This is a genomic window from Promicromonospora sp. AC04, from assembly GCF_003058225.1.
Classification (GTDB): domain Bacteria; phylum Actinomycetota; class Actinomycetes; order Actinomycetales; family Cellulomonadaceae; genus Promicromonospora.
On record NZ_QBUG01000009.1, the window covers coordinates 238,410 to 254,153 of the forward strand.

Consider the following 15,744-nt stretch of genomic DNA (forward strand, 5'->3'; position numbering starts at 1 on the left):
CGCGCCGGTCGCCCGCGCTGCTTCCGGGCGTGGACGTGACTCTGCTCATCTGTGACCATCGTCGTGCTCATCTGTTAATCTGGCCGCCGGTTCAACGGAGTCTGAAGGGCGGCGGAGGAGCACGATGACGGCACTCGACGAGGAGACCCTGGGCAGCCTGGTGGCGTCCGCGCCGAGCGGCGCGGAGCTGACGGTGCCTACCTATGACCGCACCCGGCTGACCACCGGGATCGTCCATCTCGGCGTGGGTGGCTTCCACCGCGCGCACCAGGCGATGTACCTCGACCGGCTGATGGCCGAGGGCAAGGCCATGGACTGGGCGGTCTGCGGCGTCGGCGTGCTGCCCGGCGACGCCCGGATGCGCGACGCCCTGGACGCGCAGGACGGCCTCTACACCCTCGTGCTCAAGCACCCGGACGGGCACCTCGAGGCGCGCGTGATCGGGTCGATCAAGGAGTACCTCCTGGCGCCCGACGACCCGGAGGCCGTGCTCGAGAAGATGGCCTCGCCCAAGGTGCGCATCGTCTCGCTCACCGTCACCGAGGGCGGGTACAACATCCACCACGTGACCGGCGAGTTCGACCTGGACAGCCCGGCGGTCAGCGCGGACCTGGCCGACGGCGCCGTCCCGGCGACGACGTTCGGGCTGGTCACCGAGGCCCTGCGTCGGCGGCGGGACCGGGGCGTGCCCCCGTTCACCGTGATGAGCTGTGACAACATCCAGGGCAACGGCGAGGTCGCACGGCGGGCGTTCACCACGTTCGCCCGGGCCAAGGACGCGGAGCTCGCGGGCTGGATCGAGGAGCACGTCGCGTTCCCCGGCTCCATGGTCGACCGGATCACGCCCGTCACCACGGACGCCGACCGCACGCTGGTGGCCGAGCGCTTCGGCATCGACGACGCGTGGCCCGTGGTGGCCGAGCCGTTCGAGCAGTGGGCGCTCGAGGACAGCTTCCCGACCGGCCGGCCGCCGTTCGAGGACGCCGGCGTGCAGGTGGTGTCCGACGTCGAGCCGTACGAGCTGATGAAGCTGCGCCTGCTCAACGCCAGTCACCAGGCCCTGTGCTACGTGGGCTACCTGTCCGGGTACCGGTACGCGCACGAGGTGGCGGGGCAGGACGTGTTCGCCCGGTTCCTGCTCGGCTACATGGATACCGAGGGCACGCCCACGCTGGAGCCGGTGCCGGGCATCGACCTGGACCTGTACAAGCGCACCCTGATCGAGCGCTTTGCGAACCCGCACGTGGCCGACACGCTGGCGCGGCTGTGCGCCGAGTCGTCGGACCGCATCCCGAAGTGGCTGCTGCCCGTCGTCCGGCACCACCTCGCCAACGGCGGGCCGATCGAGCACGCGGCGCTCGTGGTGGCGTCCTGGGCCCGGTACGACGAGGGGGTGGACGAGGCCGGCGAGCCGATCAACATCGTCGACCGCTTGGCCGACCGGCTGCACCAGGCGGCGCTCGCGCAGAAGGCCGACCCGCTCGCGTTCCTGCGCGACCGCGAGGTGTTCGGCGGCCTGGTCGACGACGAGCGGTTCACCGCCGCGTACACGGCGGCGCTCGACTCCCTGCACGAGAAGGGCGCCCGCCCCACGGTCGAGGCACTGGTAACCCGCACCTGACCCTTGGTTGTGGGCGCGACCGTTGCGACGACGTGTCCGTCATAGGCGCAACGATCGCGCCCACAACCAAGCTAGGCGGGGGTGAGGGACTCCAGGGCCGTGGCCGCGGCGTCGTCCATCACCAGGGTGTCGGCGATGCCGCCGTGTACCGCGGCCGCCAGGCCGGGCGCGACGGCGGAGCCGTAGCCGATGGCGATGACCCGGGGCGTGGCGGCGAGCTGTTCGAGCGTCACGCCCACCACGCGGTCGTCGAGGCTCGTCCGGACGGGGCGGCCTTCGGCGTCGAACAGGCGGCCGGAGCACTCGGCGATGGCGCCCGCCTCGGTGGCCGCCCGCTGCTCCTCCGCGCTGATCTGCGGGTACACGGTGGACGTGCGCTCCGACCAGTGGCCGATGGCGACGATGGCGACGTCCAGGTGGTCGGCCCGGGCCAGCGCGTCGGCGATCTCCGGCTGACGGCGCATGCCCGCGGCGGTGGCGGCGTCGGCCACCAGGAGCGGGGACCAGACGGGCCACGTGCGCACGCCCGGCATCTGCGCGAACGTATTGATCAGCCCGAGCGAGTTGCCGCTGCCCTCGACGGGCAGGGCCCCGACGAGCTGGACGACGTCGCAGTGGGGGAGCGGCCCGATGTGCCGAACCGCGGCCTCGACCGTGCGCGACCACGACACGCCGACCGTCGCGCCCTCGGTGATGTGCTCGCGCGCCGCGAGGGCGAGCTCGACGGCGACCTTCTCCCGGGTGGCCGTGGGGTCCTGGCCGCTGGCGGCGATGAGGATCTCGCGCGCGCCGAGCCGGGCGGCGAGGCGGGCGCCACGCTCGCCGTCGACCCGGGGCGGGGTGATCTCGATACGGACTACGCCCTGGTCACGGGCCTGCGTGAGCAGCCGCGCGACCTGGAAGCGGGAGATGCCGCGGTCGCGGGCGATCTCCACCTTGGACTTGCCGTCGAGGTAGTAGTCGGTGCTCACCTCGACCATGAGGTTCGAGTCGTTCTGGGTCACCTGCGTCCTTACTCCCGCAGGCGGCGGCGGGAACTGTCGAGCGACTATTGAGCGGGGGGCCTTGCTCACCTGAGCATACCCAACTACTCTGCGGATGCAGATGAGCAAACAAGAATTCTCAAATGAGCGCGGCGTGGATGCTGCGCCGAGGAGAGGACGAGGATGTTCCGACCTCCGAGGGGTACTTCGGTGAGAGCGACGCTGGCTGCCGCGACGGCCGCCGTCGCGCTGGCGCTCTCCGGCTGTGCCGGGGCGGGCGCCGTTGGCGGTGGTGACGGCGAGCAGATCGTCGTGGCGATCGTGTCCAACCCGCAGATGCAGGACGCGATCTCGTTGCAGGACGAGTTCAAGGCCGCCCACCCCGGCGTGGACGTGCGGTTCGTGTCGCTGCCCGAGAACGAGGCGCGCGCCAAGATCACCGCGTCCGTGGCCACCGGCGGCGGGGAGTTCGACGTCGTCATGATCTCCAACTACGAGACGCCCATGTGGGCCGAGAACGGCTGGATCGAGGACCTGCAGCCGTACATCGACGCCACCGACGGGTACGACGCCGATGACTTCGTGCCCAGCGTCCGCGAGTCGCTCTCCTACGACGGCGACATGTACTCCGTGCCGTTCTACGGGGAGTCGTCGTTCCTGGCCTACCGCACCGACCTGTTCGAGGAGGCCGGGCTCGAGATGCCCGCCAACCCGACGTGGGACGAGGTGCGGGAGCTGGCCGCCGAGCTGAACGCCCCGGAGGAGGACTTCTCCGGCATCTGCCTGCGCGGCCTGGCCGGCTGGGGCGAGGACATGGCCCCCATCACGACAGTGATGAACACGTACGGCGGCGGCTGGTTCGACGAGGACTGGAACGCGACGCTCGACTCCCCGGAGAGCCGCGAGGCCATCGAGACGTACATCGACACCCTGCAGTCCTACGGGCAGCCGGGCGCGGCGACGTCGGGCTTCGGCGACTGCCTCACCCGCTTCGCCCAGGGCCAGTCGGCCATGTGGTACGACGCGACCTCCATGGTCTCGTCCGTCGAGGACCCCGCGTCGTCGACCGTTGCGGGCAAGGTGGGCTACGTGCCCGCACCCGTCGCGGAGACCGAGTCGGCCGGCTGGCTCTACAGCTGGTCGCTGGCCATCCCGTCCACGAGCGAGCACAAGGACGCCGCCTGGGACTTCGTGTCCTGGATGACCGACAAGGACTACATCAAGCTCGTGGGCGAGGAGATCGGCTGGGAGCGGGTGCCGCCCGGTAGCCGGCTGTCCACCTACGAGATCCCCGAGTACGCCGAGGTGTCCCAGGCCTACGCGGACGCGACCCTCGAGTCGATGAACGGGGCCACCCAGGAGTCCGCGATGACCCACGAGGTGCCCTACCCGGGCATCCAGTTCGTCGGGATACCCGAGTTCCAGGACCTCGGCACCCGCGTCGGCCAGCAGATGTCCGCCGCGATCGCCGGCCAGGTGTCCGTGGACGAGGCCATCGCACAGTCCCAGCGCTACGCCGACACCGTGGCCCAGACCTACCGGGCAGAGGAGGGGCAATGAGCACCTCGACAATCGACCGGCTCGAAGGCTCACGCCGGGCGGCCCGCAAGGCGGCGTCCGAGCGTGCGGTGAGCAAGGCCGAGGGGTGGCGCCGCCGCGGCCCGCTGCTCCCCGCCCTGATCTTCACCATCATCGTCACGCAGCTGCCGTTCCTCGTGACGATCTGGTACTCCCTGCGCTCGCAGAACCTGCTGCGGCCCGGCGAGGACATGTTCGTGGGACTGTCCAACTACGTGGACATCGCGCAGGACTCGACGTTCCGCCAGACCGCCTGGAACTCGGTGGTGATCACCCTCGGCTGCGTGCTGGTGGCGATGATCCTCGGGATCGTGCTCGCGCTGCTCCTGGACCGGCCGTTCTTCGGGCGCAGCGTGGCCCGCACCATGCTCATCACGCCGTTCCTCGTGATGCCGGTGGCGACGTCGGTGCTGTGGTCCATCGCGCTGCTGAACCCGACGTACGGCCTGTTCAACTGGGCGCTCGGCCTGTTCGGCATCGAGGCGGTCGACTGGACGTCGACCTATCCGATCATCGCGATCCTGATGGCCCTGGTGTGGCAGTGGACGCCGTTCATGATGCTGCTCGTGCTCGCCGGGCTGCAGGCCCAGCCGAAGGACGTGCTGGAGGCGGCGTCCGTCGACGGCGCGGGGCCGTGGCGCACCTTCCAGTCGATCACGCTGCCGCACCTGCGGCGGTACATCGAGCTGGGCGTGCTGCTCGGGATCATCTACGTGGTCAACACGTTCGACCAGATCTACCTCATGACGGCGGGCGGCCCCGGTACCGCCAGTGCCAACCTGCCGTTCTACATCTACCAGCGCGCCTTCCTCGGGTTCGACATCGGGCAGGCCGCCGCCATGGGCGTCGTCGTCGTGATCGCCACGATCATCGTGGCCTCCGCCGCGCTGCGCCTCATCTTCCGCAGCTTCGAGGTCAAGGAGTGAGCATGTCCGACGTGACGCGCGCGTACCGCCGTCGAACCACCGGTGGCGTGCTGACCACGCTGACCTGGTTGCTGGCGCTCGCCTTCTTCTTCCCGGTGGCCTGGATGGCGGCCACGGCGTTCAAGCAGGAGAGCCAGGCGGCGTCCGACCCGCCGACGTGGTTCTTCACGCCGACGCTCGACCAGTTCCGCGCGGTGATCGAGGGCGGGTCCGCGGCCTACGTGGGCAACTCCGCGATCGCCACCGGGGTCTCCACCGTGCTGGTGCTGCTCCTCGGGATCCCGGCGGCGTACGCGCTGTCGATCCGGCCGGTGGAGAAGGTCAGCGACGTGCTGTTCTTCTTCATCTCCACCAAGATGCTGCCGGTCGTGGCCGTCATCGTGCCGATCTACGTGGTGGCCGGGCAGCTCAAGGTGCTCGACAACATCTGGACCCTGGTGGTCCTGTACACGGCGATGAACCTGCCGATCGCGGTGTGGATGATGCGGTCGTTCTTCCTGGAGGTGCCCGGCGAGGTGCTGGAGGCGGCGTCCGTCGACGGCGCCGGGCTGATGCGGACCCTGCGCTCCGTGCTCATCCCGATGGTGGCGCCCGGCATCGCGGCGACCGCGCTGATCTGCGTGATCTTCGCGTGGAACGAGTTCTTCTTCGCGCTCAACCTCACGGCGTCGCGCGCGGCGACCGTGCCGGTGCTCATCGTGTCGACGATGACGAGCGAGGGCCTGTTCCTGGCCCGGCTGTGCGCGGCGGCGCTGCTCGCCTCGCTCCCCGTGATCATCGCGGGCTGGGTGGCGCAGAAGCAGCTGGTGCGCGGGCTGTCGATGGGCGCGATCAAGTAGGGGTCGCGCCCCGGATCTGGAAGTCCGCTTCTACCAAGCAGTTAGGCCTGCAAACCTTGAGGTTTGCAGGCCTAACTGCTTGGTAGAAGCGGACCTCGCTGGTGTCCCTGTGGCGTGACTGCTCGGATGGTTGGGGTGGGTCCAGGCAAAGTGGGTGATGTCGGTAGATTTCACCCAATGTTTACTGATGGCATGACAGGCCACGGTCGTGGCATGGAAGTGTGGACGGCGCACCGTTGCCCGCAGGGGGCTGCGGGCCGACTCACACGGAGGTCGACGATGCGCACAAGTCTCGGACGGGCTTGGGGGAGCGGACTGTCCGCACTCGTGGTTGCTGCCGGGGTGCTGGCGGCACCGGGAGCGGTCGCACAGGACGTCGCGGTGCAGGACGGCGGGGCCCTGGTCGCCGCGGACATCCCGGCCGGCTACTACGACAGCGCGGCGGGCCTGACGGGTGAGGCGCTGAAGTCCGAGCTGAACGACATCATCAGCGACAGCGACCAGCTCTCCTACAGCCAGGTGTGGACGGCGCTGATGGCCACCGACGAGGACCCCAACAACTCCAGCAACGTGATCCTCCTGTACGGCGGGCAGTCGCGCTCCAAGAGCCTCAACGGCGGCGACGTCGGCGACTGGAACCGCGAGCACGTGTGGGCCCAGTCGCACGGCGACTTCGGCACGTCGGCCGGCCCCGGCACCGACCTGCACCACCTGCGCCCCGAGGACGTGCAGGTCAACAGCATCCGCGGCAACAAGGACTTCGACAACGGCGGCAGCGCCGTCAGCGGCGCGCCGGGCAGCTTCACCGACTCGAACTCCTTCGAACCGCGTGACGCGGTCAAGGGCGACGTCGCGCGCATGATCCTCTACATGGCGGTGCGCTACGAGGGCGAGGACAGCTTCGCCGACCTGGAGCCCAACGACACCGCCGGCAACGGCTCGGTCCCGTTCCACGGCAGGCTCTCGGTGCTGCTGGCCTGGAACAACGAGGACCCGGTGTCCGCGTCCGAGGCTGACCGGAACGACATCATCTACGAGGACTACCAGCACAACCGGAACCCGTTCATCGACCACCCGGAGTGGGCGGACGCCATCTGGGGCTGAAGCTCAGCCGGTTGACGACCGGGCGTACCCGGGCTCACGAGCCTGGGTACGCCCGGTCTGCTTCACGCGAGCAGCATCAGCTCACCCGACCACCTATAGCCGCATCCGGGCGGGCTCCCTACCCTGGAGAGAGAACCGAGGGCCGGAGGGTCACCGTGTCGAACGAGCTGAAGTCAGTACCGCGGGTTCCGCCGCGCTGGTTCATCCATCTCGCGTGGCGGGTTCACCGGCGGCTGTACCGCCTCACCGGCGGGCGGTTCGGCCTCCGCCGCCCCAGGGGGCACAAGTGGGGAATGATGCGCCTGACCACCACCGGGCGTCGCACCGGGTGCGAGCACAGCGTGATCCTCGGCTACCTGGAGGACGGACCGGACCTCGTCACCCTCGCGATGAACGGCTGGGCCGACGGCGAACCCTCCTGGTGGCTCAACCTGCAGACACATCCCGAGGCCGAGGCGGACCTCGTCGACGGGCCCCGCACGGTTCGGGCGCGCGGCGCGCACGGCGACGAGCGCACACGCCTGTGGGCCAGGTGGCGTGAGCTCGACGCGCACCTGGACGCCTTCGCCACGCTCCGGTCGACCGAGACGGCGGTCGTCATCCTCGAGCCGTGGCCCGAGCCCGCGGCGTCGCCCACGGACTCGGACGCAGAGGCGTCATAGCGTCGCCGACGCCAGCGCCTCCTCGTGCCCGTCGAGCGTGATCTCGATCCGGTCCATGTCCGTCAGCAGCACCGCCGACGAGGCGTCCAGCCCCGACGTCGTACCGCCCGACCACGTCCACGTCGCCGCGACCGTACGCCCGCCGTCCCGGCCCACGACCACGAGCTCGTACTTGATCGGCTCCGGCGGCGTGTAACCGGCGTCGGATGGCTGCTGCCCGGGCATGGGCGGGTAATGGCAGCTCCACTCGAGCTTCGTCCCCCAGTCCGTGGGCGTGGCCACCACCTCCGCGCGCATGTCCGCCTCGCCCACGGGCTTCAGCTCGATCGTCCGGGCAGCGGCCACGGTGACCGACGGCGGGGGCGTGCCCGCACCGTCCGGCGCGCCGAAGAAACCGCCGCCGGCGAGTGCCGAACCACCGACCGCCCCGGCGACCACCAGGGCGCTCGCGGCCACGGCGCCCAGCGCCCGCCGTCGGAACCGGGACCTGCGCGCCGCGCGGGCGAGGCTCGCGAGCGGGATCACCTGAGCCGGTCCGGTACCGGGGTCGCCGTCGGGGCCGGCGCCGAACGGGGCCGGCGCGCCGCCGTCGGACAGGTCGGGGATGCCCGGTGCGTCCGCGACGAGCGCCTCCGCGTGCGCGGGGGTGAGCGTGCTGAGCAGGCCCGGCAGGCCGGCGAGCTCGGCCACCGCGGCGCGGCATGCGTCGCACTCGGCCAGGTGCCGCTCGTAGGCGCGACGGTCGCTCGGGCTCAGGGCGCCGAGCACGTACGCCGCGTCCCACTCGGCGAACCGGTCGCCGCTGCCGTGTCCTGGATCTGCCGCGGGGATCATGACGTGACTCCTTTCTCCTGCAGCGCCAGCCGCAGCGCACGCAGCCCGTAGTGCAGGCGCGACTTCACCGTCCCGGCCGGGACACCCAGCTCGGTCGCGAGCTCCGCCACCGAGCGGCCGCCGTAGTAGGCGCCCACGACGACCGCCCGGTGCGCCGGTGAGAGCGACACCAGCGCGTCGGCGACGAGCCACGAGTCGAGCACGGCCTGGGTGGTGTCGCGCTCCTCGCGGTCGGGGAGGTGACCGGTGGCCCGCTCGCGGGTGCGGCGGGCGCTGCGGAGATGGTCGACCGTGAGGTTCCGCGCGACCGTGAACAGCCAGGCGCGCACGGACTCCTCGGAGCGCTCGAGCACCTCGGGGTGCCGCCACGCGCGCAGCAGGGTCTCCTGCACGACGTCGCGCGCCTCCTCCTCGTCGCCCGTGCGGCGCACGACGTACCGGTACAGCGCACCGGCGTGCGTGTCGTGCACCGCCTCGAGGAGCTCATCCTCTGCGCCCACGAGCAGTTCCTCTCCTGGTCACGGTCGTCGCTTGCGTCGTCGTACTGAGTGGTTGCTACTGTCCCGGCTGCAGCTGCAGCGAGAACTCGATGCTGCCAGCATCCTCCACCGTCACGAAGCCCAGGTCCGGAGCTTCGACGCCGAAGTCGGCGAACGTGATCGGCACGCTGCCGATGACCTGCACGGGGTCGCCGCTGGTGGCGTCTCCAGCGACCTCGGCCTCGACGGTGGCGGGCTGGGTGACGCCGTGGATCGTGAGGTCGCCGGTCAGCTCGACCGCCGTCGCGCCCTCCTCGATCGTCGCCGGCTCGGTGAGCTCGAAGGTGGCCGTGGGGAACTCGCCGGCCTGCATCGCCTGGTCCCGGAAGTAGGCGTCGCGGGCGGTCTCGTCGGTCGCCACGCTGGCGACGTCCACCTCGATGTCGGCCACGGTGATCGAGCCGTCCGCGACGGTCACCGAACCGGTGACCTCCTCGGTGCGGCCGGTGACCGTCACGTCGTTGCCCTGCAGCACCTCGTCGACGCGGTACCCCGCGAACGAGCCGTCGCTCACGGTCCAGGTGCCCGCCGCGGCATCGGCGTCGGGCAGGGGTTCCGCCGACGTCGCCAGCGTGGGCTCCTCCGCCGCGGCGTCGTTCGCCCAGTCCGCGTACAGGCCCGGCCCGAAGATCGCCGCCGCCGCACCGACCACGACCACAGCCGCACCGACGCCTACCGCCACCTTGGTTCCTCTGCGCACGTTCCGCCCCTCTCGTTCGCAGGCCGACCGGATATCGACCTCTGCCCCACACGACGGGTGAAGGTGCGGGTCGGTTCAATCGAGCTCAAAAGTCGTGGACCGAGAGTTCTGGGGCGAGTATTGGCGATACGTTCGGCCGGGAGTGTCGCGAGGCCGCGGGCCTGAACCGGCCATCGTTTCGCAGGGCGAAGGCCGCGCGGGGTGAAACGGACGTCGGACGCCGCGGGGTCGTGGCACCATCGACGCAGGCCGCGTGCACCCCGGCCTCGGGCGACGACGCCTTCGGCTGCGGGTGGCAGCGGCACGTGACGCAGAGCGCTGGAGGCATCATGCGTCGATCTGCAGCCGTGATCATCGCGCTGGGCGCCCTCATGACGGGTCTGGTCGCGCCGCCGGCGTCGGCCGCGCCGGGAGACCCGGCGCCCGGCTGGGCCGGCAGCTCCACGGCGACGCCGCGGGACCTCGCGGTCTCCGGTTCGGGCCGGGCGTTCACCGTAGGCCTGCCGAGAACCGCGGCCCAGGGCCAGTCGTCCTACGGGCACGTCCTGGGCAACGACTGGTCAGAGGTGTTCGTGCCTCCCCGTTCCCAGGGCGGCGTGGTCGCCGGTCCCGGCGACTACGCGGTAGCCGTGATCGGGAACGTGTCCCGCGTGTTCGACGGGGCCACCTGGAGCGATCCCGTCACCGTCACCGCGGACATCCAGCGGTCGAAGGTCGTGGGCAACACCGACGGTGATGCCGCCATGCTGTGGAACGCCGCCGGTGGAGCGCCCTACCTGAGCCGACTGGTCCGCGGCGGCTCCTGGGAGACGAGCCGGGTGACGGGCACGGGGGCCGGGGTCCTCAGGGACGTAGCGATCAACGACGCCGGCAAGATCACCGTGGTCTGGGCCGTACCGAGCGGGACGACGTCGGAGATCCGGAGGTCGGTACTGCAGCCGGCGTCGACCACCTGGACCACCGCGCGGCGCGTCGGCACCGTCGACGACCCGAGGCCGAACCTCTCGATCGTCACCGACGGGCAGGGACGAGAGACTCTGATCGCAGGCAACAAGCTCTGGCGGCAGGCCACCAGCACGCAGATGCCGGCCTTCCAGTTCCGCACCAGTGTGCGGGCCAAGCTCGCCGCGGGCGAGACCGGCACCCGCCTGGTCTGGGCCACGAAGGCCGACGGGCAGTACGAGATCCATACCCGGCACGCCGAGGGGCAGGTCTGGAGGTCGCAGAGGCTGGTGTGGTCGTACCCCGTCCCCTCGGACCTGGACTGCGACAAAGGCATCGAGTTCGGAGTCGGCATGGTCCCCGCCGGACGCTCCTACATCGCCGTCGGCATCCAGCGTATCGAGCTTGCCGGCGACGCAGTTCTCGAGTGCGACGGGCAAGACATCGCCGACTTCCTGACCGTGAGCCCGTCCAACAACGTCCTGAATCTGAGCGACCTGGGCAGCTACGCCTTGGGCGGGCCGTTCCAGGTCTCGGCGGGGACTGCCGGGCCCGTCGCGCTGGAGTACGGGATCGGTCCCGTGCTCGGAGAAGATCCCGAAGAGATTCCCGTCGACGGTTACCGGGTCATCCGGTTCTTCACCCGCTGACTTCACCTACGCCCGCCCCAGGAGACATCATGCGTCGATCTGCAGCCGTGGCCATCGTGGTAGGTGTTCTTGTCGCCGGTCTGGCTGCGCCGTCGGCGTCGGCCGCGCCGGGTGACCCGGCGCCGACCTGGCCCGTCCGCTACGCCATGGCCCCGCGCGATGCGGCCGTCGCCGGGTCCGGCCGGGTGTTCGAGGTCGGGCTGCCCAGGACCGGCAGCCTGGACCACTCGGTGCTCTCGCACGGCATAACCAACTTTCGTACGAACGACTGGTTCAGCGTGCTCCTGCCGCCCAGCTCCGACGGCGGCGTGGTCGCCGGCTGGGGAGACTACGCCGTCGCGGTCACGGGGAGCATCTCCCGTGAGTTCGACGGGACCGACGGCGTCTTCTGGCTCGACCCCGTGACCATCGCCGAGGAGATCGAGGAGTCGGAGCTGGTCGGCAACGCCGACGGCGATGCTGCCCTGCTGTGGAGCACCGCCGACGGCACACCGTTCGTGAGCCGCATGACCCGGGGCGGTACCTGGGAGACCGGTAGCGCTCCGGACCTGCCGTTGGACGCGCCCCGGGGCGTGGTTATCAACGATGCCGGCAAGATCACGGTGGTCTGGGCCGCGCCCACGGGAACGACGTCGGAGATACGGCGATCGGTCCTGCGGGAAGGGTCGACCACGTGGACTCCCGCGCAGCGTGTCGGCACCGTCAACAACCCGCGGCCGAACCTCGCGATCGTGACCGACGGGCAGGGACGCGAGACTGTGATCGCGGGCAACAAGCTCTGGCGGCAGGAGTCCACCAACACGCTGCTCGCGTTCCAGTTCAGCACGAGCGTGCGGGCGAGGGCTACCACCGGCGACACCGCGACGCGAGTCGCATGGCCGGTGAAGTCCAACGGGCGGTACGAGATTCGCACCCGGTACATCGAGCACGACGGCGACTGGCGCGACGAAACGGTGCTCTGGTCGCGCCGCGCGCCGCTGGAACCGGGCTGCGACCAAGGCATCGAGTTCGGGGTGGGCATGATCCCCGGCGGGCGCTCCTACGTTGCGGTGGGTATCCGGCACGAGGTCGACCCGATCAACGACGTATGTGACGGGCAAGAGATCGCGGACTTCCTGACCATCAACCGGTTCGACGACATCCTGAACGTGACGGATCTGGGGTTCTACTCGATGGGCGGGCCCTTCCAGATCGAGGCGGGGGCAGCGGGTCCCGTCGCGCTGGAGTACGAGACCGGGCATACGCCCGACGACCCTGAGTTCCCTTACGACGGGTCCTGGTCCCTGCGGTTCTTCACCCGCTGACCGCCCCACGGCGTCGGCCACGACGGGCTCACCGGGCCCGTCGTGCGGCGCGGTGGAGCACGACGGCGAGGGCCAAGAGGAGGAGCCCGGCCAAGGGCGCCTGTGCGAGGGCCGCGGAGGCACCCCACGTATCGGCGGCGTGTCCGGCGAGCGACGCCGCCAGAGCCGAGCCGGCCGCGCTGGCGGAGTTGTTCCAGGTGAAGGCCTGCGTGAGGGCGGAAGGGCGGACGGCCCGCTCGGTCAGCACGGTGAGCAGCACCAGGGTCGGCGGCACGGCGGCCTCCGTGAACACCATGGCGGCGCCGAGCCAGGCCGCGGACGGCGCGAGGGGAAGCAGCAGCGCCGTCACCGTCAGGTACGCGGTGGCGACGACGAGCTGCCGGCGTGCCGGCATGGGGTGGCGACGCAGCCCGTAGAGCCAGCCCGACAGCAGCGCGCTGAGGCTCCCGGCGGCGATGATCGGCGTTGCCACGCCGGGCATCTCGTGGCCGACCGCGAACGCGGTGACCGCGACCCCCATGGTGCCGAAGTACAGCCCGATGGCCAGGTTCAGCAGCGCCAGGAGCAGGAACGCCGGCCGCAGCAACGAGGACCGTTCGCCACGTGCGCTGCCCTGGTGGGTCTCCCGGGCGGGCCCGGGCGCGGTGCGGCGCTGGGCGGCCAGTGCTGCACCGCCACCGACGATCAGGGCCGCGGCGATGGCGCTGGCCAGGGTCGTGTTGCCGGTCGCGCCGAGCGCGGTGACCAGCACGGGGCCGAGGAGGAAGCCAGTGGCGTTGGCCAGCGATTCGAGGGAGAAGGCGCTGGGCAGCTCGTCGGCCCGCTCGTCGCGCAGGAGGTGCGCCCAGCGCGCTGCGGACAGCGCGCCGAGCTGGGGGACGACGGCGCCGGCGCAGGTCGCGGCGACGATCGCCACGCCCGGCGTCGTCGACACGAGCACGACGACGACGGCGGCGCCGTGCGCGACGAGGTAGAACGGCAGGACGCGGGTCTGGCCGAACCGGTCGATCAGGCGGGCCAGCTGCGGGCCGACGAGAGCCTCGGCGAGGGCGAATCCGGCGGCGGCGAGGCCGGCCGTGGCGTAGGAGCCGGTGCGGTCGTGCAGCAGCCAGACCAGGCCGAGGCCGGTCATGGCGATGCCGACACGGCCGATGGCGGCGGTGAGGAAAAAGGCGGCGGCGCCGGGTGTGCGCAGCAAGGGACGGTAGCCGCTGGCGGCACGGGTCATGGGATGTCCTTCATCGCCGCCCGGCGGGACGGGCCACCCGGGGTCGCCGGCGCCAGTACTGCAAGAGGTGCGACCCGTGGCCCGCCTGGGGACATCCTGGACTGCGGTGGGACGGGACACGCGCCCCTACCGCCGCCCCCGACACCGGGCGGAACAGCAACGATTGGCCCGGGCCGATGTGGACCCGGACGACTACGAGGACGCTAGCAGGAAGGAGCGGGGCCGTGGCAAGAGCCTGGTGGCCGACGGCGGCACGCGGCCCGGCTCGGGGCTCCGGCGGCGAGGACGGCGGTCGTCACGGGCAGGGGACCTTCTCGAACTTGTCGGGTTCCTCGAACGGGAACTCGAACGGGAACTGGTAGCAGACCGTGTCGAACTCGCCGCTCGGCGTGCCCGTGAAGTCCGTGATCGGGCGCGAGTACTTGACGACGACGTGGTCGCGGGTCTCCTTCACGACGGTCCCGTCCTCGATCCCGGAAGAATCTCCGGACAGGTAGATCTCGTTGCTGTCGAGGTCGGCGAGGCGCCAGGCCCAGCGGTCCCGCACGTGGGTGGTGTAAAGCCAGTAGCCGACGGCGACCAGCGTGCCGACGGTCGCAATGGTCACTGTCGCCACGATCCAGCGCGTGCGGTGGCGCGGTCGTTTGTTCACGAGTCGCATCGTGCCAGGTGAGAGGGCGGGACCGGTAGGCGGGCGGTGTGTGGCGGGTGACGGGGAGACACTACCTGCGCGGGGTGTGTTGCCGACAGTAGACAACGTCTACTCGGCGCAACACCGCTCTGAGAGTACCTGTTGCTCCCGAGTGGTCAGGCCATCAGATCGGTGAACGCAGGCCGCTTCGTGGCGTGATGTTAGGGACAGCCCGGTTACCGTTGCTGCTCATGAGCCATCGCGATATCGAGGTCAGTGCGGAGCTGATCCGGGATCTGCTGCGCGAGCAGCACCCGGACCTGGCAGATCACCCGCTGCGCCTCGGTGCGCGAGGTTGGGACAACCAGCTGTGGCGGCTGGGGGACGACCTCGCCGTCAGGCTGCCGTGGGCGACACGGTCGGCTGACGCGTTGCTGCGCAAGGAGCACGCTTGGGTCCCCACCCTCGCCCCGCGCCTGCCGCTGCCGATCCCCGTCCCGCAGCGTTTCGGCGAACCGGCCGAGCGGTTCCCGCGCCCCTGGACCGTCACCACGTGGGTACCGGGCACGCCGGCCGATCTTGCTCCGGCGACACGTGCCGCTGAGGCAGGGAAGGTCCTGGGCGACTTCCTGACGGCCCTCCACCGGCCCGCGCCGGACGGGGCGCCGGTCGGCCGTGGTCATGGCGGGGCGCTGGCCGAGCTCGCCGGACGGTTCTCCGAGCATCTGGCCTCGGCTGTCGAGCTGGGACTCGTCTCCGATCCCGATGCCGTGCGCGCCCTGTGGGACGACGCCGTGGCCGCACCGCACTGGGCGGGCCCGCCGGTGTGGCTCCACGGCGACCTGCACCCGGCCAACGTCCTGACCGCTGACGGCACCTTCTGCGGCGTCATCGACTTCGGTGACCTGTGCGCCGGCGACCCGGCCTGCGACCTCGCCGCCCCGTGGGTGCTGCTCCCGGACGGCGCGGCGGGCGCCTTCTACGCCGCATACGAGCCGGACGTCGATGCCGCGACCCTCCGCCGCGCTCGCGGCTGGGCGGTCCTGACCGCGCTGAGCGGAATGCTCATCGGCGAGGCCGGTGTTCGCGGTCGCGCGGGCGGCAAGGCGTCGTGGGGTCCGCCCGCGCACGCCTCGTTGCGACGCCTCCTGGAATCCGCCGACTGAAACGAACGAACGCGTCACGTTCTGCTGCGGTGATTCG

Annotated in this window: 15 protein-coding genes; 9 read left to right on the top strand and 6 right to left on the bottom strand. The window is 70.9% G+C overall.

What is annotated here, in order from left to right:
• The first annotated feature begins 124 nt into the window (after positions 1–124).
• Positions 125–1,621 (top strand): mannitol dehydrogenase family protein, encoded by a 1,497-nt coding sequence (locus tag C8K30_RS22650; RefSeq protein WP_108495142.1) that lies wholly within the window; start codon positions 125–127, stop codon positions 1,619–1,621.
• A gap of 71 nt (positions 1,622–1,692) precedes the next feature.
• Here C8K30_RS22650 and C8K30_RS22655 read toward each other — a convergent pair whose 3' ends face one another.
• Positions 1,693–2,625, bottom strand: coding sequence for a sugar-binding transcriptional regulator (locus C8K30_RS22655; protein WP_108495143.1), 933 nt, complete (start codon positions 2,623–2,625; stop codon positions 1,693–1,695).
• Between the two features lie 162 nt (positions 2,626–2,787).
• On the opposite strand from C8K30_RS22655, the gene C8K30_RS22660 reads away from it, so the two are divergent.
• The 5 genes from C8K30_RS22660 to C8K30_RS22680 all read left to right on the top strand — a co-directional run bounded on the left by C8K30_RS22660 (position 2,788) and on the right by C8K30_RS22680 (position 7,713).
• On the top strand, positions 2,788–4,164 hold the full coding sequence (locus C8K30_RS22660; RefSeq protein ID WP_108495144.1) for a sugar ABC transporter substrate-binding protein: 1,377 nt from the start codon (positions 2,788–2,790) through the stop codon (positions 4,162–4,164).
• On the top strand, positions 4,161–5,108 hold the full coding sequence (locus C8K30_RS22665; protein WP_108495145.1) for a carbohydrate ABC transporter permease: 948 nt from the start codon (positions 4,161–4,163) through the stop codon (positions 5,106–5,108). Before C8K30_RS22660 ends, C8K30_RS22665 begins: the two co-directional genes overlap by 4 nt.
• 2 nt (positions 5,109–5,110) lie before the next feature.
• Positions 5,111–5,947, top strand: coding sequence for a carbohydrate ABC transporter permease (locus C8K30_RS22670; protein ID WP_108495146.1), 837 nt, complete (start codon positions 5,111–5,113; stop codon positions 5,945–5,947).
• A gap of 279 nt (positions 5,948–6,226) precedes the next feature.
• Positions 6,227–7,051 (top strand): endonuclease I family protein, encoded by an 825-nt coding sequence (locus tag C8K30_RS22675; RefSeq protein ID WP_108495147.1) that lies wholly within the window; start codon positions 6,227–6,229, stop codon positions 7,049–7,051.
• A 155-nt stretch (positions 7,052–7,206) separates the two neighbouring features.
• Complete coding sequence (locus tag C8K30_RS22680) at positions 7,207–7,713, top strand: nitroreductase/quinone reductase family protein (protein ID WP_108495148.1); 507 nt, start codon at positions 7,207–7,209, stop codon at positions 7,711–7,713.
• Here C8K30_RS22680 and C8K30_RS22685 read toward each other — a convergent pair.
• Genes C8K30_RS22685 through C8K30_RS22695 form a run of 3 tightly spaced genes read right to left on the bottom strand, consistent with a single transcriptional unit; the run spans position 7,708 to position 9,786 of the window.
• Entirely contained in the window at positions 7,708–8,547 is an 840-nt protein-coding gene (locus C8K30_RS22685; protein WP_108495149.1) for a zf-HC2 domain-containing protein, read from the bottom strand. The genes C8K30_RS22680 and C8K30_RS22685 overlap by 6 nt on opposite strands.
• On the bottom strand, positions 8,544–9,047 hold the full coding sequence (locus C8K30_RS22690; protein ID WP_108495150.1) for a sigma-70 family RNA polymerase sigma factor: 504 nt from the start codon (positions 9,045–9,047) through the stop codon (positions 8,544–8,546). Before C8K30_RS22690 ends, C8K30_RS22685 begins: the two co-directional genes overlap by 4 nt.
• A 55-nt stretch (positions 9,048–9,102) precedes the next feature.
• On the bottom strand, positions 9,103–9,786 hold the full coding sequence (locus C8K30_RS22695; RefSeq protein ID WP_199230647.1) for a YceI family protein: 684 nt from the start codon (positions 9,784–9,786) through the stop codon (positions 9,103–9,105).
• A 329-nt stretch (positions 9,787–10,115) separates the two neighbouring features.
• Here C8K30_RS22695 and C8K30_RS22700 point away from each other — a divergent pair, with 329 nt between their 5' ends.
• On the top strand, positions 10,116–11,378 hold the full coding sequence (locus tag C8K30_RS22700; protein WP_146197567.1) for a hypothetical protein: 1,263 nt from the start codon (positions 10,116–10,118) through the stop codon (positions 11,376–11,378).
• 29 nt (positions 11,379–11,407) lie between these two features.
• The gene (locus C8K30_RS22705; protein ID WP_146197568.1) at positions 11,408–12,682 is read left to right on the top strand and encodes a hypothetical protein; all 1,275 of its coding nucleotides are present in this window, start codon (positions 11,408–11,410) and stop codon (positions 12,680–12,682) included.
• Positions 12,683–12,710: 28 nt separating this feature from the next.
• On the opposite strand, the gene C8K30_RS22710 is transcribed toward C8K30_RS22705, so the two are convergent.
• Together C8K30_RS22710 and C8K30_RS22715 are read right to left on the bottom strand one after the other, a co-directional pair.
• A complete protein-coding gene (locus C8K30_RS22710; RefSeq protein ID WP_108495153.1) occupies positions 12,711–13,910 on the bottom strand; it encodes an MFS transporter in 1,200 nt (399 codons plus the stop codon).
• A 295-nt stretch (positions 13,911–14,205) separates the two neighbouring features.
• Positions 14,206–14,562: a hypothetical protein gene (locus tag C8K30_RS22715; protein ID WP_108495154.1), complete on the bottom strand. Its 357-nt coding sequence runs from the start codon at positions 14,560–14,562 to the stop codon at positions 14,206–14,208.
• Between the two features lie 230 nt (positions 14,563–14,792).
• On the opposite strand from C8K30_RS22715, the gene C8K30_RS22720 reads away from it, so the two are divergent.
• The gene (locus C8K30_RS22720) at positions 14,793–15,707 is read left to right on the top strand and encodes an aminoglycoside phosphotransferase family protein (protein WP_108495155.1); all 915 of its coding nucleotides are present in this window, start codon (positions 14,793–14,795) and stop codon (positions 15,705–15,707) included.
• Positions 15,708–15,744 lie beyond the last annotated feature (37 nt).

What these genes read in the sequence shown, in the direction of transcription:
- C8K30_RS22650 (WP_108495142.1), top strand. Translation starts at nt 125, where the DNA reads ATGACGGCACTCGACGAGGAGACCCTGGGCAGCCTGGTGGCGTCCGCG.
- C8K30_RS22660 (WP_108495144.1), top strand. Translation starts at nt 2,788, where the DNA reads ATGTTCCGACCTCCGAGGGGTACTTCGGTGAGAGCGACGCTGGCTGCC.
- C8K30_RS22665 (WP_108495145.1), top strand. Translation starts at nt 4,161, where the DNA reads ATGAGCACCTCGACAATCGACCGGCTCGAAGGCTCACGCCGGGCGGCC.
- C8K30_RS22670 (WP_108495146.1), top strand. Translation starts at nt 5,111, where the DNA reads ATGTCCGACGTGACGCGCGCGTACCGCCGTCGAACCACCGGTGGCGTG.
- C8K30_RS22675 (WP_108495147.1), top strand. Translation starts at nt 6,227, where the DNA reads ATGCGCACAAGTCTCGGACGGGCTTGGGGGAGCGGACTGTCCGCACTC.
- C8K30_RS22685 (WP_108495149.1), bottom strand. Translation starts at nt 8,547, where the DNA reads ATGATCCCCGCGGCAGATCCAGGACACGGCAGCGGCGACCGGTTCGCC.
- C8K30_RS22700 (WP_146197567.1), top strand. Translation starts at nt 10,116, where the DNA reads ATGCGTCGATCTGCAGCCGTGATCATCGCGCTGGGCGCCCTCATGACG.
- C8K30_RS22705 (WP_146197568.1), top strand. Translation starts at nt 11,408, where the DNA reads ATGCGTCGATCTGCAGCCGTGGCCATCGTGGTAGGTGTTCTTGTCGCC.
- C8K30_RS22710 (WP_108495153.1), bottom strand. Translation starts at nt 13,910, where the DNA reads ATGACCCGTGCCGCCAGCGGCTACCGTCCCTTGCTGCGCACACCCGGC.
- C8K30_RS22720 (WP_108495155.1), top strand. Translation starts at nt 14,793, where the DNA reads ATGAGCCATCGCGATATCGAGGTCAGTGCGGAGCTGATCCGGGATCTG.